Origin of the sequence: Streptomyces sp. NL15-2K, assembly GCF_030551255.1 — a bacterium.
Classification (GTDB): domain Bacteria; phylum Actinomycetota; class Actinomycetes; order Streptomycetales; family Streptomycetaceae; genus Streptomyces.
Genome location: NZ_CP130630.1, coordinates 2,585,839 through 2,600,599 on the forward strand (window position 1 = coordinate 2,585,839; position 14,761 = coordinate 2,600,599).

Annotated in this window: 13 protein-coding genes; 6 read left to right on the forward strand and 7 right to left on the reverse strand. The window is 72.0% G+C overall.

What is annotated here, in order from left to right:
* Positions 1 to 97: 97 nt before the first annotated feature.
* Complete coding sequence (locus Q4V64_RS11100) at positions 98 to 886, forward strand: hypothetical protein (RefSeq protein WP_124443333.1); 789 nt, start codon at positions 98 to 100, stop codon at positions 884 to 886.
* Positions 887 to 1,195: 309 nt separating this feature from the next.
* Here Q4V64_RS11100 and chpE read toward each other — a convergent pair whose 3' ends face one another.
* The 3 genes from chpE to Q4V64_RS11115 all read right to left on the reverse strand — a co-directional run bounded on the left by chpE (position 1,196) and on the right by Q4V64_RS11115 (position 3,408).
* Complete coding sequence (gene chpE, locus Q4V64_RS11105; RefSeq protein ID WP_124443332.1) at positions 1,196 to 1,438, reverse strand: chaplin ChpE; 243 nt, start codon at positions 1,436 to 1,438, stop codon at positions 1,196 to 1,198.
* 157 nt (positions 1,439 to 1,595) lie between these two features.
* Entirely contained in the window at positions 1,596 to 2,237 is a 642-nt protein-coding gene (locus Q4V64_RS11110; protein ID WP_124443331.1) for a response regulator transcription factor, read from the reverse strand.
* Complete coding sequence (locus Q4V64_RS11115) at positions 2,230 to 3,408, reverse strand: GAF domain-containing sensor histidine kinase (RefSeq protein WP_124443330.1); 1,179 nt, start codon at positions 3,406 to 3,408, stop codon at positions 2,230 to 2,232. Before Q4V64_RS11115 ends, Q4V64_RS11110 begins: the two co-directional genes overlap by 8 nt.
* Before the next feature lie 186 nt (positions 3,409 to 3,594).
* On the opposite strand from Q4V64_RS11115, the gene Q4V64_RS11120 reads away from it, so the two are divergent.
* The 3 genes from Q4V64_RS11120 (at position 3,595) to Q4V64_RS11130 (ending at position 6,458) form a co-directional block, all read left to right on the forward strand.
* Entirely contained in the window at positions 3,595 to 4,290 is a 696-nt protein-coding gene (locus tag Q4V64_RS11120; protein WP_124443329.1) for an SDR family NAD(P)-dependent oxidoreductase, read from the forward strand.
* A complete protein-coding gene (locus Q4V64_RS11125) occupies positions 4,287 to 5,339 on the forward strand; it encodes an S-adenosylmethionine:tRNA ribosyltransferase-isomerase (RefSeq protein WP_124443328.1) in 1,053 nt (350 codons plus the stop codon). Before Q4V64_RS11120 ends, Q4V64_RS11125 begins: the two co-directional genes overlap by 4 nt.
* A gap of 342 nt (positions 5,340 to 5,681) precedes the next feature.
* Complete coding sequence (locus tag Q4V64_RS11130; RefSeq protein WP_124443327.1) at positions 5,682 to 6,458, forward strand: transglycosylase SLT domain-containing protein; 777 nt, start codon at positions 5,682 to 5,684, stop codon at positions 6,456 to 6,458.
* An 81-nt stretch (positions 6,459 to 6,539) separates the two neighbouring features.
* On the opposite strand, the gene Q4V64_RS11135 is transcribed toward Q4V64_RS11130, so the two are convergent.
* Positions 6,540 to 9,098 carry an FHA domain-containing protein gene (locus tag Q4V64_RS11135; RefSeq protein ID WP_124443326.1) on the reverse strand — a complete coding sequence of 853 codons (2,559 nt, stop codon included), beginning with the start codon at positions 9,096 to 9,098 and terminating at the stop codon, positions 6,540 to 6,542.
* A gap of 240 nt (positions 9,099 to 9,338) precedes the next feature.
* On the opposite strand from Q4V64_RS11135, the gene Q4V64_RS11140 reads away from it, so the two are divergent.
* Positions 9,339 to 11,945: a streptophobe family protein gene (locus Q4V64_RS11140; RefSeq protein WP_348540800.1), complete on the forward strand. Its 2,607-nt coding sequence runs from the start codon at positions 9,339 to 9,341 to the stop codon at positions 11,943 to 11,945.
* Positions 11,946 to 12,143: 198 nt separating this feature from the next.
* A complete protein-coding gene (gene serB / locus Q4V64_RS11145) occupies positions 12,144 to 13,358 on the forward strand; it encodes a phosphoserine phosphatase SerB (RefSeq protein ID WP_124443316.1) in 1,215 nt (404 codons plus the stop codon).
* 141 nt (positions 13,359 to 13,499) lie between these two features.
* On the opposite strand, the gene Q4V64_RS11150 is transcribed toward serB, so the two are convergent.
* From Q4V64_RS11150 to Q4V64_RS11160, 3 genes are all read right to left on the reverse strand, one after another.
* Positions 13,500 to 14,018, reverse strand: coding sequence for a histidine phosphatase family protein (locus tag Q4V64_RS11150; RefSeq protein WP_124443315.1), 519 nt, complete (start codon positions 14,016 to 14,018; stop codon positions 13,500 to 13,502).
* A 65-nt stretch (positions 14,019 to 14,083) separates the two neighbouring features.
* Positions 14,084 to 14,290: a hypothetical protein gene (locus tag Q4V64_RS11155; RefSeq protein WP_124443314.1), complete on the reverse strand. Its 207-nt coding sequence runs from the start codon at positions 14,288 to 14,290 to the stop codon at positions 14,084 to 14,086.
* Between the two features lie 166 nt (positions 14,291 to 14,456).
* On the reverse strand, positions 14,457 to 14,573 hold the full coding sequence (locus tag Q4V64_RS11160; RefSeq protein ID WP_086023195.1) for an SGM_5486 family transporter-associated protein: 117 nt from the start codon (positions 14,571 to 14,573) through the stop codon (positions 14,457 to 14,459).
* Positions 14,574 to 14,761: the final 188 nt, after the last annotated feature.

Below are 14,761 nucleotides of genomic sequence, written 5' to 3' on the forward strand. Positions count from 1 at the left end.
TGGCTCGGTCCGCCGCGCCGGTGGGCGCAGCCCTCAAGGAAATCTACGCCACGGGTGGGCCCGGACATTCCATCGGTCCGGTCCTTAGGGTGGGGGCATGCTCACGGAACCACGCTCTGGACGCCTTGCCGCTTGGGGAAATGCCCTGTTGGCCGGATTTGTCTCGCCGGACGACGCCGTGCTCGCGATCGTCGGGGAGGACGCGGTGCACCGGGTCGAGGGGCTGCCGGGTGAGACGGCGCCCGTCGGGCTCACGCTCGCGCTGGGGCGGCTGCGGTCGCTCGGTGTGGCGGGGTTGCGGGTCGCGCTGCCCGCGCCCGGGCATCCGCTGGGGCTGAGCGGGCCGCCGGAGTTCAACGCGCGGGCGCTGGACGCGGAGGAGGCGGTCGTCTGTCACGGGGCCGCGCTGGGGCTGGTGCCCGAGGTGTACGAGGCCGGGCCCGACGGCGATGTTCATGTCGAAGTGGTGTGGCACGTGCTTCCCGTGCGGGAGGCGCCGCCTGCCGATGTGCCGTCGCTCGGGGAGGCCGAGCGGGAGCTGGCGGAGGCGCTGCGGGAGGCGACCGAGGTGCTGACTCGACTGGATGTGGCCGGGTCGGGGCCGGTGGCCGAGGCGGCGATCGAGGCGTATCGGGCGCGGGCCGAGCGGGGGCGGGAGGTGTTGGCGCCGGGGTATCCGGGGCGGGCGGTGCGGGTGCTGGAGCTGGCGCAGCGGGTGGGGTTCCTGGTGTCGCTGGCGTCTGAGAACGGGCCCGGGGGTGCGGTGAGCGCGTCCGAGATGGCGGCGCGGGGGGTTGCGTTGCGGCCGGTGGAGCGGACGGCTCGGCGGGCTGCTGTCGCTGCTTACAACGCGTATGTGGAGGAGCGGGAGAAGGGGGTGCGGTGAGTGTCGGTTTGCTGGTGCCCGGGGTTGGTGCTGGGCGGGGGTCGGTCGCGCAGCCCGGCGCGAGGTGACGGCGTCGGCTGGACGGCGCCGCCAGCCGCCCAGTTGCCCGGCGTGGGTGCTGAGCGGGAGTGGGTCGCACAGCCCGGCGCTTACGGGGTGCCGCCTTCTGTGGGTCGGGAGCCGCCCCAGGCGGCACGAATGCCCGCAGCTGGGCGGGGACGGCTGGCCGTGGCGATACGCGCGACAAACTGACCGGCCTCCCGGGCGGGCCCGGGAGGCCGGAGGTCACTGGCCGCTGGGCGGCATCAGTCAGTGGTTGACGCTCGTGTTGCCGAAGGCGGGGTTCAGCACGCCGATGACGTTCACGCTGTTGCCGGAGTCGTTGACCGGGATGTGCACCGGGGCCTGGACGAGGTTGCCCGAGGCGACGCCGGGCGAGCCCACGGCCTTGCCGTCGGCGTGCGCGTCGGTGGCGGAGGCCATTCCGGCACCGGCGGCGAGCAGACCGCCGGCCACCATCGTCACGGCCGCTGCCTTCTTCAGGTTCTTCACTTCTAAGCCCTCCTAGCGATTGCCACGGCCAGTCGCCGCAGCACGCACTGGAGAACGGCGGAGATCCGCAAAGGATGCGCCATCCGGGGGACATTCCCACGACGGTATGAATCTCGGTCCGGAGCGGAACCCTCCGTATTGCCATCTGAAGCGTATTTCAGCCGGTCACACCATGGCGTACGGCCCACAGGGCGGCCTGGGTGCGGTCGGCGAGGTCGAGTTTCATCAGGATGTTCGAGACGTGGGTCTTGACTGTCTTCTCGGAGAGGACGAGCGCGCGGGCGATCTCCCGGTTGGAGCGGCCGTCCGCTATCAGCCCGAGCACCTCGCGCTCCCGCTCGGTGAGCGAACCGCCTCTGCCCTGGCCGGAGTTGGTCTCCTCCTGGGCCAACAGGGCGCCCGCCACCTCGGGCTGGAGCAGGATGTGCCCGGCGTGCACGGAGCGGATGGCGCCGGCCAGGGCGTCGGGATCGACGTCCTTGTAGACGTACCCGGCGGCGCCGGCGCGCAGGGCCGGGACGACCGTGCGCTGTTCGGTGAAGCTGGTGACGATCAGCACGCGCGCGGGGTTGTCGAGTTCGCGGAGCTTGCGCAGGGCCTCGACGCCGTCCATGCCCGGCATCTTGACGTCCATGAGGACGACGTCGGGTTTCAGTTCCTCGGCGCGGGCGACTCCCTCGGCTCCGTCGGCCGCCTCGCCCACGACCTCGATGTCGTCCTGCACTTCGAGGAATGTGCGCAGTCCCCGGCGGACCACCTGGTGGTCGTCGACGAGCAGCACCTTGATTGCGTCAGCCACCGGGGACCTCCATCTCGATCGTGGTGCCCTTGCCGGGCGCCGATTCCACGGTCAGCGCGCCACCGGCCCCGCTCGCCCGGTCCCGCATGGAGACCAGGCCCAGGTGGCGTCCCGCGCGGCGTATCCCCTGGGGGTCGAAGCCGCTGCCGTCGTCGGTGACCCGCAGGACGGCTCCGCTGCCGCGCCGGTCCAGGGTCACGTCGACGTGCTCGGCTCCGGAGTGCCGCAGGGCGTTGTGCAGGGCCTCCTGGGCGACCCGGAGCAGGGCCTCCTCCTGGGCTGCGGGCAGGGCGCGGACGCCTCGGCCGGCGAAGGTCACGCGGGCGGCGTGGGCGCGGTCGAGGACCTGGATCTGGGTGCGGAGGGTCGCGATCAGGCCGTCCTCGTCGAGGGCCGCGGGGCGCAACTCGACGACGGCGGCGCGCAGTTCGTCGGCGGCCTCGGCGGCGAGCGCGGCCACCTGCTGCAACTCGCCCTTGGCCCGCGACGGATCGCGGTCGACCAGGGTGGCGGCCGCCTGGGCCGTCAGGCGCAGGGAGAACAGCTTCTGGCTGACCGCGTCGTGTAGTTCGTGCGCGAGGCGTGAGCGTTCCTCGGCGATCGTCAGCTCGCGGCTGCGTTCGTAGAGCCTGGCGTTGGTCAGCGCGATCGCGGCGTGCTGGGCGAGGATGGAGAGCAGTTCCTCGTCGTCCTCGGTGAAGCCGCAACCGCCTTCCGGCTTCGGGCACGGGGGGTGTGGGGGGTGTCCCCCCACAGGATGCAGCTTGTTGGCGAGGAAGAGCGCGCCGATGACCTCGTCGCCGTCGCGGATCGGCAGGCCCAGGAAGTCGACCAGGTCGGGGTGGGCGGACGGCCACCCCTCGAAGCGCGGGTCCTTGCGCACGTCGGCGAGGCGCTCGGGCCTGGCCTCGTGGAGCATCGCGGCGAGGATGCCGTGCTGGCGCGGGAGGGGGCCGATGGCCTTCCACTGCGCGTCGCTGACGCCGTCGACCACGAACTGGGCGAAGCCGCCGTGATCGTCGGGGACGCCGAGCGCGGCGTACTGCGCGTCGAGCAGCTCGCGGGCCGAGGCGACGATCGTCTTGAGGACGTCGCGCACCTCGAGGTGCCTGCTCATGGCCAGCAGCGCGGAGCTCACCGCGGCCAGGCCGGACCGGGGTCCTTGACTCATGCCCTCACGGTACCGGCGGGGTGTGACAGTCCGTATCGGACCTGTGGCGGCGGCTTCCTAGGCCGGTGGGCCTAGGGCGAAGGACCCCGCCGCTCTGCTGCCCGCGTCCGAGGCGGCCCGGGCGGTCCCGTTCCTACGTTGGGAGCACGCCGATGAGAAGGCGTCGAAGACGAGGGGACGTGTGTCATGCCGGTAGCGATCATCACGGGGGCCTCGAAGGGGCTGGGGCGGGCGCTCGCCGAGGCGCTGGCCGCGCGCGGCTGGGATCTGGTGCTCGACGCCAGAGGCGCTCAGGCCCTCAAAGAAGCGGCGGAGGCCGTGTCCGCGCACGGGACGCGCGTGACCGCCGTACCGGGGGACGTCACGGAAGCCCGGCACCGCGGTGAGCTGGTGGCGGCGGCCCGGCAGCTCGGCGGGCTCGATCTGCTGGTGAACAACGCGAGCGCGCTGGGCGCCGAGCCGCTGGTCCGGCTCGCGGAGCTTCCCCTGCGGGGGCTGCGGCGGGCGCTGGAGGTGAACGTGGTGGCCGCGCTGGGGCTGACCCAGGAGGCACTGCCGCTGCTGCGGGCGTCCGCGGCGGGGACCGTGATCGCGGTCAGCTCGGACGCGGCCGCCGAGGCCTACGAGACGTGGGGCGGCTACGGGGCGTCGAAGGCGGCCCTGGACCACCTGGCGGCGGTGTTCGCCGCGGAGGAGCCCGGGCTGCGGGTCTGGGCGGTGGATCCCGGGGACATGGCCACGGACCTGTACGCGGCGGCCGTACCGGAGGACGAGGATCCGCGACCGGAGCCGGCCAGTGTGGTCCCGGCGTTCCTGCGGCTGCTGGAGGAGCGTCCGGCGAGCGGGCGCTACGGGGCTCCCGCCCTGCTGGAGGGGCGATGACGCTGGCGGTGGGGGTGCCGGAGGAGCTGTCCGCCCGGCTGCCGGTCGAGCAGCGCGGGGCCGGGCTCGACCGGGATGCCGTACGGCTGCTCGTGTCGCGTGGCCGTGAGGTGTCGCACCACGCGTTCGCCGAGCTGCCCCGGCTGCTGTGCGCGGGGGATCTGTTGGTCGTCAACACATCTCCCACGCTGGCCGCCGCCGTGGACGGGCGGATCGGGCACGCGCGCGTGGTGGTGCACTTCTCCACGCGCGGGGACGACGGGCGGTGGGCGGTCGAGCTGCGGGACGCGGACGGGATGGGCACCACGCGCGCGCGTGCGGGTGGTCCTGCGGGGACGGAGGTGGGGCTGCCCAGGGGTGTGCGGCTCGTCCTGGAGGAGCCCGTGAGCGCGGAGAGCGGGCGGCTGTGGTGGGCACGGGTGTCGGCCTCCAAGGGCTCGGGGGTCCTCGGGATGCTGCGCGAGCACGGGCGGCCGATTCGTTACTCCTATACGGAGCGGGACCAGCCGTTGTCCGTCTACCAGACGGTGTTCGCGCTGCCGTCCGCCGACGGGTCGGGCAGTGCGGAGATGCCGAGTGCGGCGCGGCCCTTCACCGCGCGGCTGGTGGCGGAGCTGGTGAGCCGGGGTGTGCAGTTCGCGCCGATCACGCTGCACACCGGGGTGGCCTCGGCTCAGGCGCACGAGCCGCCGTATCCGGAGCGCTTCGCGGTGCCGGAGGCTTCGGCGCGGCTGATCAACGCGGTCAAAGCGGGGGACGGCAGGGTCGTGGCGGTCGGCACGACGGCCGTACGGGCCGTGGAGACGGCCGCGGGGCCCGACGGGGTGGTGCGGGCGGCCGAGGGGTGGACGGACCTCGTGGTGACGCCCGAGCGGGGCGTGCGGGTGGTCGACGGGCTGCTGACCGGCCTGCACGAGCCGGAGGCCTCGCATCTGCTGATGCTGGAGGCGGTCGCCGGCCGGGCGGCGATCGACCGTGGTTACGAGGAGGCGCTGCGGGGGCGCTACCTGTGGCACGAGTTCGGGGACGTGCACCTCATTCTGCCGTAGGAAGCCCCTCACGCAGAGCATTGCGGCAGCAACTGCTGGTGAGACTGTCGCTGGCTCGATGTGAGCCCGCACATAGGGCGCACATCACTTACTAGGCGAAATAGGAGACATACCCTTCCACCCTGAACGGGGCAGACGTTCTGGTCTGTCCCGTTTTGCCCTTCCCCGATCCACTAAGCAGCGTAGTACGTCACACCTTTGCCTGGCCATTTTGCGGCCGCTAAGAATGGCTCTCGTCGCTCAGCGCCGCGGGTTCCGCCCGCGGCGTTTGTGCAGGAAGCACCCGTGTCCCCCGTTGGACGTGAGCGACCTCCGCGCTATTCGAAGAGGTCCTAACCCGCCATGCCCAAGAACACCCCCTTTCGTGACCGCAGTCGCGCCCTGACCCGGACGCACAAGATCGCGATCGCCGGTGTCGCCACACTCGGTGCCGCAGCCGTCGTGCTCACCACGGTGCCGGGCGGGCAGACGACCACGTCCGAAGCCGCCGCCGCCTCGAAGCCGGTGGCCTACAGCTCCGAGCAGCTCGATGGCCTCCAGTCCGGCGTCAGCGAGCAGCTCGCCAGTGCCGGCCTCCAGGGCCAGGCCCTCCAGGCGAAGGACAAGGCCGAGACGGAAGCCGCCAAGAAGAAGGCCGCGGAAGCCGCCGCCAAGAAGAAGGCCGCCGAGGCCGCCGCGAAGCAGAAGGCCGCCGCAGCCGCGGCGAAGAAGAAGGCCGAGCAGGAGCGCGAGGCGAAGGAGGCCGCGAGCCGGTCCGCCAAGCGCCTCACGGCCAAGGCCGTCTCCGCCAAGACCTACGCCAACAACCTCGACGGCTGGATCCGCGAGTCCCTGGACATCATGAAGAAGAAGGGCATCCCGGGCTCGTACGACGGTCTGCACCGCAACATCCTGCGGGAGTCCTCGGGCAACCCGAACGCGATCAACAACTGGGACATCAACGCCATCAACGGCGTGCCCTCCAAGGGTCTGCTCCAGGTGATCCCGCCGACCTTCAAGGCGTACCACGTGGCCGGCACGTCCTGGAACATCTACGACCCGGTCGCCAACATCACGGCCGCCGCGAACTACGCGGCCGACAAGTACGGCTCGATGGACAACGTCAACGGCGCGTACTGAGTCCGGCGCGGTCTTCTGACCGTACGCGGAAGGGCGGCACCCCCACCGGGGGCGCCGCCCTTCGCCGTCGTACGGCGCAGGTTACTTGCGCATGACCTCGGGCTCGTGGCGGCGCAGGAAGCGGGCCACGAAGAAGCCGCAGATCACGCCGAGGGCGATCAGGGCGGCCATGTCCATGCCCCAGGCGCCGAGGGTGTGCTCCCACAGCGGGTCGGTGTCGCCGGGCTTCTCCGGCGGACTGATCTTGTTGAAGTCCAGCGTGGCGCCCGCGGCGGCGACCGCCCAGCGCGACGGCATCAGGTACGAGAACTCGTTGACGCCGATCGAGCCGTGCAGGGTGAACAGGCAGCCGGTGAACACGACCTGGATGATCGCGAACATGACCAGCAGCGGCATGGTCTTCTCGGCCGTCTTCACCAGCGAGGACATCATGAGGCCGAACATCATCGAGGTGAAGCCCAGCGCCATGATCGGCAGGGAGAGCTCGATGAGCGTGGCGCTGCCGAGGACCAGGCCCTCCTCGGGGATCTCGCGGCTGGCGAAGCCGATGACGCCGACCATCAGGCCCTGGAGCACGGTGATCAGGCCGAGCACGAACACCTTGGACATCAGGTACGCGGAGCGGGACAGGCCGGTGGCGCGCTCCCGTTCGTAGATGACCCGTTCCTTGATCAGCTCACGGACGGAGTTGGCCGCGCCGGCGAAGCAGGCGCCGACCGCGAGGATCAGCAGGACGGTGGTGGCCGTGCCGTTCGGGATGATCCGGCCCTGCGCGTTGGCCGGATTCGGCAGCAGGCCCTTGTCCGCGTCGATGAGCAGGCTCACCGCGCCGAGGACGGCCGGCAGGATCACCATCAGCGCCAGGAAGCCCTTGTCGGAGGCGATCACCGACACGTAGCGGCGCACCAGGGTGACGAACTGGGACATCCAGCCCTGCGGCTTGGGCGGCTTCATCGCCTGCATCGGAGGCATCTGTACGGACTGCGGAGCAATCGCGTCGATGTCCGCGGCGTACATCTGGTAGTGCTGCGAGCCCTTCCAGCGGCCCGCCCAGTCGTAGTCGCGGTAGTTCTCGAAGGCGGAGAAGACATCGGCCCAAGTGTCGTAGCCGAAGAAGTTCAGTGCCTCCTCCGGCGGGCCGAAGTAGGCGACCGCGCCGCCCGGCGCCATCACCAGGAGCTTGTCGCAGATCGCCAGCTCGGCCACGGAGTGGGTGACGACGAGGACGGTGCGGCCGTCGTCGGCGAGGCCGCGCAGCAGCTGCATGACGTCGCGGTCCATGCCCGGGTCGAGGCCCGAGGTCGGCTCGTCCAGGAAGATCAGCGACGGCTTGGTGAGCAGCTCCAGGGCCACGGAGACGCGCTTGCGCTGGCCGCCGGAGAGAGAGGTGACCTTCTTCTCCTTGTGGATGTCCAGCTTGAGCTCGCGCAGCACCTCGTCGATACGGGCCTGGCGCTCGGCGCCCGTGGTGTCGGCGGGGAAGCGCAGCTTGGCCGCGTACTTGAGCGCCTTCTTGACGGTCAGTTCCTTGTGCAGGATGTCGTCCTGCGGGACCAGACCGATGCGCTGGCGCAGCTCGGCGAACTGCTTGTATAGGTTCCGGTTGTCGTAGAGGACGTCGCCCTGGTTGGCGGGCCGGTAGCCGGTCAGCGCCTTGAGCAGGGTCGACTTGCCGGAGCCGGACGGGCCGATGACCGCGACCAGCGACTTCTCCGGCACGCCGAAGGAGACGTCCTTGAGGATCTGCTTGCCGCCGTCGACCGTGACGGTCAGGTGCCGGGCCGAGAAGGAGATCTCACCGGTGTCGACGAACTCCTCGAGCCGGTCGCCGACCAGGCGGAACGTGGAGTGGCCGACGCCGACGATGTCGTTCGGGCCGAGCAGCGTGGAGCCGCCCTTGGCGATCGGCATACCGTTGACGTACGTGCCGTTGTGCGAGCCGAGGTCGCGGATCTCGTAGCGGCCGTCCGGCGTGGCGTGGAACTCGGCGTGGTGCCGGGAGACCTGCAGGTCGGAGACGACCAGCTCGTTCTCCAGGGCACGGCCGATGCGCATTACGCGGCCGAGCGAGAACTGGTGGAACGTGGTCGGGCTGCGATCGCCGTAGACCGGCGGCGCCCCCGCGCCACCACCGGGGCCCTGTTGCGGCGGGATGTGCGCGGCGTGCTGCGGCGCGGCCTGCTGCGGCTGCTGCCAGCCGGCCTGCGGGGCCTGCTGCTGCGGTACCTGCGGCGCCTGCTGCTGCGGTACCTGCGGCGCCTGTTGGGCCGCTGCCCAGCCCGGGTTCGCGCCCTGCGCCGCGTACGGCTGCTTCTGGGGTTGGACCTGCGGCGAGGCGACGGACGCCGCCGCGCCTGAGACGTTCACGCGCGGTCCGTCGGTCGCGTTGCCGAGGTGCACGGCCGACCCGGGGCCGATCTCCAGCTGATGGATCCGCTGCCCCTGCACGAACGTGCCGTTGGTGCTGCCGTGGTCCTCGATGACCCAACTGCGGCCGCTCCAGCTGATCGTGGCATGACGCCAGGACACTCTGGCGTCGTCGAGCACGATGTCCCCCTGCGGATCACGTCCGAGGGTGTATGGCCTGGACGCATCGAGCGTCCAGGTCCGTCCATTCAATTCCAGTACGAGTTCCGGCACTCCATGCCCCACTGAGTAGTCCCCCGAGTTACCCCCATCACAGGGAGTCTAGGGATGTCGAACATCGTCGGGAACTATTTCAGGCTCCGCCCCCTGACCGAAAGTCGGGCCTTGTGAAGACCACGCACACACGCTTCGGCTGGTTCCGTTGACGGGGTTGAAACCGGCCCGGAGAGTGGTAATCCACGCGAGGGGGACATGCGCGGCGACCCGGCCGCGCCGCGGATCGGGGGGTCTGCCATGAGTGCGTCCATGAACGTCGAGACCGCGAAGCACGGCACGAGGCTGCCGTGGGGGGACATCGCGCTGTCCGCGATCGCCTCTGTGAGCTGGGCGTTGATCGGGATGGCGGGCACGGCGGCGCTCGGCCTGCATCTGCTGGAGGCGGACACGGCGGGCTCGTTGGGGCCGATGACCGCGGCGGTGGTGGCTCTTGGGGCGGGTGGTTCGGTCACACCGTCCGGTGATGTGTCCGCGTTCGGGCTGACGGGCGCGGAGGCGGCGACCGCCATCGAGATCACGCCACTGGGCGTCAGCCTCGTCGGAGCGCTGCTGTTGTCATGGTTCTTCTTACGGTCCCTGCGGGCGGCCGGAGTTGTGATCGCCCCGTCCGAACTCCTCGCGCGCGCGGGGGCGGTGGTCGCACTGTTCGTGGCGATGCTGGGCGGGCTGGCCTGGGCGGGGCGCGACGTCATCACGATCGACGGGAGTTCACTGGGGCTCGACGATCTGCCCGGCGGTGGTGGGGGCGGCGGTATCGAGATTCCCGGGGTGGGCGACATCGGGGATATCGGCGACATCGAGGGGCTGCTGCCCGACCAGATCGGCGGCCTCATCGACGCGAAGGCGGCGGTCGGCTTCACCGTCGACACCGCGCCCACGCTGCTGGGCGGGCTGGGCTGGTCGGCCGGGATCCTGCTGATCGCCCTGCTGGCATCGCGCCGCACGCCGCTGCCGCGTGGCTGGGAGGCCGTGCACCGCGTGGTACGGCCCGCCGCGTCCGCCCTCGTCACGGTGCTGCTGGTGGCGGTGGCCGCGGGGTTCGCCGCGGCGGCGTACGCGGCGATCGGCGACGACCATCCGAAGCGGATCGCCGGCGCGGCGCTGCTGGGCGCGCCGAACGGGGTGTGGCTGGGGATTCCGATCGGCCTGTTCGTGCCGTGGGACGGCAAGGCGACCGGCGAACTGGTCCGACTGCTCCCCGACCCACTGGACGACCTGCTGAGCCCCGGCACCGACCAGAACGTCACGCTGGGGCGGCTGGCCGACCTGGACGGGCGGGTGTGGCTGCTGGGGGTCGCGGCGGCACTGATGATGCTGCTGGCGGGGGTGCTGGTGGCTGTGCGGACGCCGGTTGGGGTTGGTGGGGACGGTGTGGTGGGGGCTGCGGGGCCTGCCGGGCCTGACGGGCCTGACGGGCCTGACGGGCCTGCCGGGCCTGACGGGCCTGCCGGGCCTGCCGGGCCTGCCGGGCCTGCCGGGCCTGCCGGGCCTGCCGGGCCTGCCGGGCCTGCCGGGCCTGCCGGGCCTGCCGGGCCTGCCGGGCCTGACGGGCCTGACGGGCCTGACGGGCCTGACGGGCCTGACGGGCCTGCCGGGCCTGACGGGCCTGCCGGGCCTGCCGGGCCTGCCGGGCCTGCCGGGCCTGCCGGGGCTGCCGGGGCTGCCGGGGCTGCCGGGGCTGCCGGGGCAAGGTATGCGTTGGGCACGCGTGGCGGGGATGTCGGGGTTTCTGGGGCCGGTAGGTCCGAGGGCTTGGCCGGTGCCGGTTCCGGTTCCGGTGCTGCTGTAGGCGCGGGTGCCGGTTCCGGGTTCGTACGGGATCCGGGTGCCCTCGGTTTCGCGGGGCGGTGCGCCCTGCGGCTCGGGGTCGCGACCGCGTTGACGCTGCCGCTGCTCGCCTGGCTGACGGAGGTGTCCGTGGACGCCTCGCTGTCGGTGCTCGGCTTCGACGCGCTCGGCGCGGGGATCGACTTGCGGGGGAACCTCGGCATGGCGCTGCTGCTCGGCGCCGTGTGGGGCGCGGGCGCCGGCGCCGCCGGAGCGTTGCTCGCCCGTGCGACCAGGTCGGCGGGGCAGCGGGCGGCACCGCTGGCACTGGGTGTGGTGGCGCAGGCGCGGCCGAGCGGCGGGCCGGTGGTCGGGGGCACGGGGGCGTCGCGGGCCGTGGACGAGGCGGGTGGGCCGTACGCCGGAGGGACCGAGGGCCCATACACCGGTCAGGCCAGTGGGCCGTACGCCCCGAACGGCGGCGGACCACATGCCGGCCGGGCAGGAGGGCCGTACGCCGGCCGGGCCGAAAGGCTCGGGTACGGCGGTGAGCCCGGGGAGCAGCGCACCGGTGAGGCCGGTCCCTACGCCCCCAGTGCCTCGTACCGTCCGCCGAACCCGGCCACCAATCCGTATCTGCGGGTGCCGGAGGAGCTGAGGGAGCCGGAGGATGCGCGGCCGCCCGGTGCGGGGCCGGTGCCGGGAGGTGCGCGAGCTCCTGAAGACCGGCCGCTGGATGCGGGACGGCCCGACGCAGGACCAAGGCCCCCAGATGCGCGAGCGCCTCATGACCGGCCGCCCGCTGCGAGGCGGCCCGGTGAGGGAGCGGGGTCGGCGAAAGGGACGCCGGCGTCCGAGGAGACGCGGCGGCCCGGGGACCCCCCGCCGCCCGGCGACGACGTGTACGGCGCGCCGACGGTGGCCCGGCCGGTCGGCCCACCACCGCGGTCGTACCGCAAGTCCCCCAGGTCGCGGCCCGGGGACCGGCCGTCGGCCGCACCGGACGACGGGCCACCTCCGCCCCCACCGCCCCCGCCGCCTCCTCCGCCGCCGGGGAGGCCGAAGGGGCGACGGTGATCCGCGCGGGGCGGCGAGCCAAGCCCGCGGCATGTGCCGTATGTGTCGTATGTGCCGTGGGAGCCGACCGGCCCCGCCGCGGACAAGTCGTGGCCCGTTGGTAAGGTCCGCGTCACCGGCCCGACGCCCAGAGTTCCGTGTCCGCCAGACGGACCACAGGGGCGCCGGGCACTGCGTGCCGGATACGGTGGGAACACCATGAGCGCTTCGCAGACCTCGTCCTCTGACGCCCCCACTCTCCTGGTCAAGATCTTCGGCAAGGACAGGCCGGGGATCACGGCCGGCCTCTTCGACACCCTCGCCGCCTACTCCGTCGACGTGGTCGACATCGAGCAGGTCGTCACCCGTGGCCGGATGGTGCTGTGCGCGCTCGTGACCGAGCCGCCGCACGGGCTGGAGGGGGACCTGCGGGCGACCGTCCACAGCTGGGCGGAGTCGATCAAGATGCAGGCCGAGATCATCTCCGGCCGCGGCGACAACCGGCCGCGTGGACTCGGACGTTCCCTGGTGACCGTGCTCGGGCATCCGCTCACCGCGGAGGCCACGGCCGCCATCGCGGCCCGGATCACCAAGGTCGGCGGCAATATCGACCGTATCTTCCGGCTCGCCAAGTACCCGGTGACGGCGGTGGAGTTCGCGGTGTCCGGCGTGGAGACCGAGCCGCTGCGCACCGCCCTCGTGACCGACGCGGCGGCACTCGGTGTCGACATCGCGGTCGTCGCGGCCGGACTGCACCGGCGCGCGCAGCGCCTGGTCGTCATGGACGTGGACTCGACGCTCATCCAGGACGAGGTGATCGAGCTCTTCGCCGCGCACGCCGGCTGCGAGGACGAGGTCGCCGAGGTGACGGCGGCCGCGATGCGCGGGGAACTGGACTTCGAGCAGTCGCTGCACGCGCGCGTGGCGCTGCTGCAGGGGCTGGACGCGTCGGTGGTGGACAAGGTGCGCAGCGAGGTGCGGCTGACGCCGGGGGCGCGCACGCTGATCCGCACGCTGAAGCGGCTCGGCTACCAGGTGGGGGTCGTCTCGGGCGGGTTCACGCAGGTCACGGACGATCTGAAGGAGCGGCTCGGGCTGGACTTCGCCCACGCCAACACGCTGGAGATCGTCGACGGGAAGCTCACCGGCAGGGTGACCGGGGAGATCGTGGACCGGGCGGGCAAGGCGCGGCTGCTGCGCCGGTTCGCCGCGGAGGCGGGTGTGCCGCTCGCCCAGACCGTGGCGATCGGCGACGGCGCCAATGACCTGGACATGCTCAACGCGGCCGGCCTCGGGGTCGCCTTCAATGCCAAGCCGATGGTGCGGGAGGCCGCGCACACCGCGGTGAACGTGCCCTTCCTGGACACGGTCCTGTACCTGCTGGGCGTCACCCGCGAAGAGGTCGAGGCGGCGGACGCGCACGAAGAGGACTGAGCCAGCCGTATCGCACAGCCGTATCGCGGACCGGGCCGCGGGCCCGGGAACCGCACCGCGAAGACCGAGCCGTGCCCCGGTCCCGCACGATGAAGGGCCCGGCACCGCTGCGGTGCCGGGCCCCTGGGCGCGTGGGGCGGGTCAGTCGGACGGCGCCCAGTAGTCGAGCAGGGTGGCCGCGCCCGGCTCCAGGGCCTTCCAGGAGCCGTCGAACGACAGCACGGCGAAGGCCGCGGCCGGGAAGCCGCGCCGGTTCATCCGCTCACGGGCCTCGCCCTCGGCCGAGCCGGCCAGGATGTCGGCGAGCCCCTGCACACCGGGGTTGTGCCCGATGAGCAGGATGTTCTGCGCGTCGTCGGTGGTTTCGTTGAGCACGGCGATCAGCTCGCCGGGTGAGGCCTCGTAGATCCGCTCCTCGTAGAGGGTCTTCGGCCGCTGCGGGAATTCCTGGACGGCGAGCTTCCAGGTCTCACGCGTCCGGGTCGCGGTGGAGCACAGGGCCAGGTCGAAGGTGAGGCCGGTGTCGGCCAGCCTCCGTCCGGCTTCTGCCGCCTCTTTTCGGCCCCGATCGGCGAGCGGCCGCTCGTGGTCGGTCACCTGTGGCCAGTCGGCTTTCGCATGCCGGAAAAGGACAATCCTGCGGGGTTCTGCGACGCTCATGGGATCCAGCTTCGCATGAAACAGGCCATGGGGCGCAGGGAGTTGACGGGCGGCTCAGAGGGTGTTCAGCGCGATATCAGCTGTTGCACTCGCTCAAGGAGCTGGGCGATGGCCGGGTCACCGGCGGCCGCGTGCGCGTCCGTCGGGTTCAGGATCAGGGCCAGCAGCACGAAGAAGGCGAGCGTGGGCAGCGCGAACGCCCACCAGGGCAGTCGGATGTCGACGCCGCCCCGGGGCGCCGGGTGGGGCCGAGTGGGGATGTGGGCCGACATGGATGCCTCCGCTGGTCTTCGATGCGCCGTGGTCCGCTTCTCGCGGTCACATCTCGAAGCTACGGAATCCTGAGCCCTCAACCCATCCGGTGATCCACCCAGTTGCCCCTGACACTCGCCCCCTAGGGGACGGGGGGGGTAGCCCCACCCGAAGGAGGAGATCCGGTCAGGGCGAGGCGATCGTCGCGATGATGGCGATGATCACGAAGATGGCGAAGAACGAGCCGAAGACGAGCAACATCTTCTTCTGGCCGTTCTGGGGGTTCGGGTCGAGCACTGGCATGCGGCAAGTCTCGCACCCGTCGCCCGCGCTCGACTCCCCGGGGTCCCGCACGGGACTCCCCCCGGGGTCCGGCACAGGACTCCCCCCGGGGTCCGGCACAGGACTCCCCCCGGGGTCCGGCACAGGACTCCCCGGAGTCCCGCACCGGACTCCCCGGAGTCCCGCAGCGGACTCCTTCGGGATCCCGC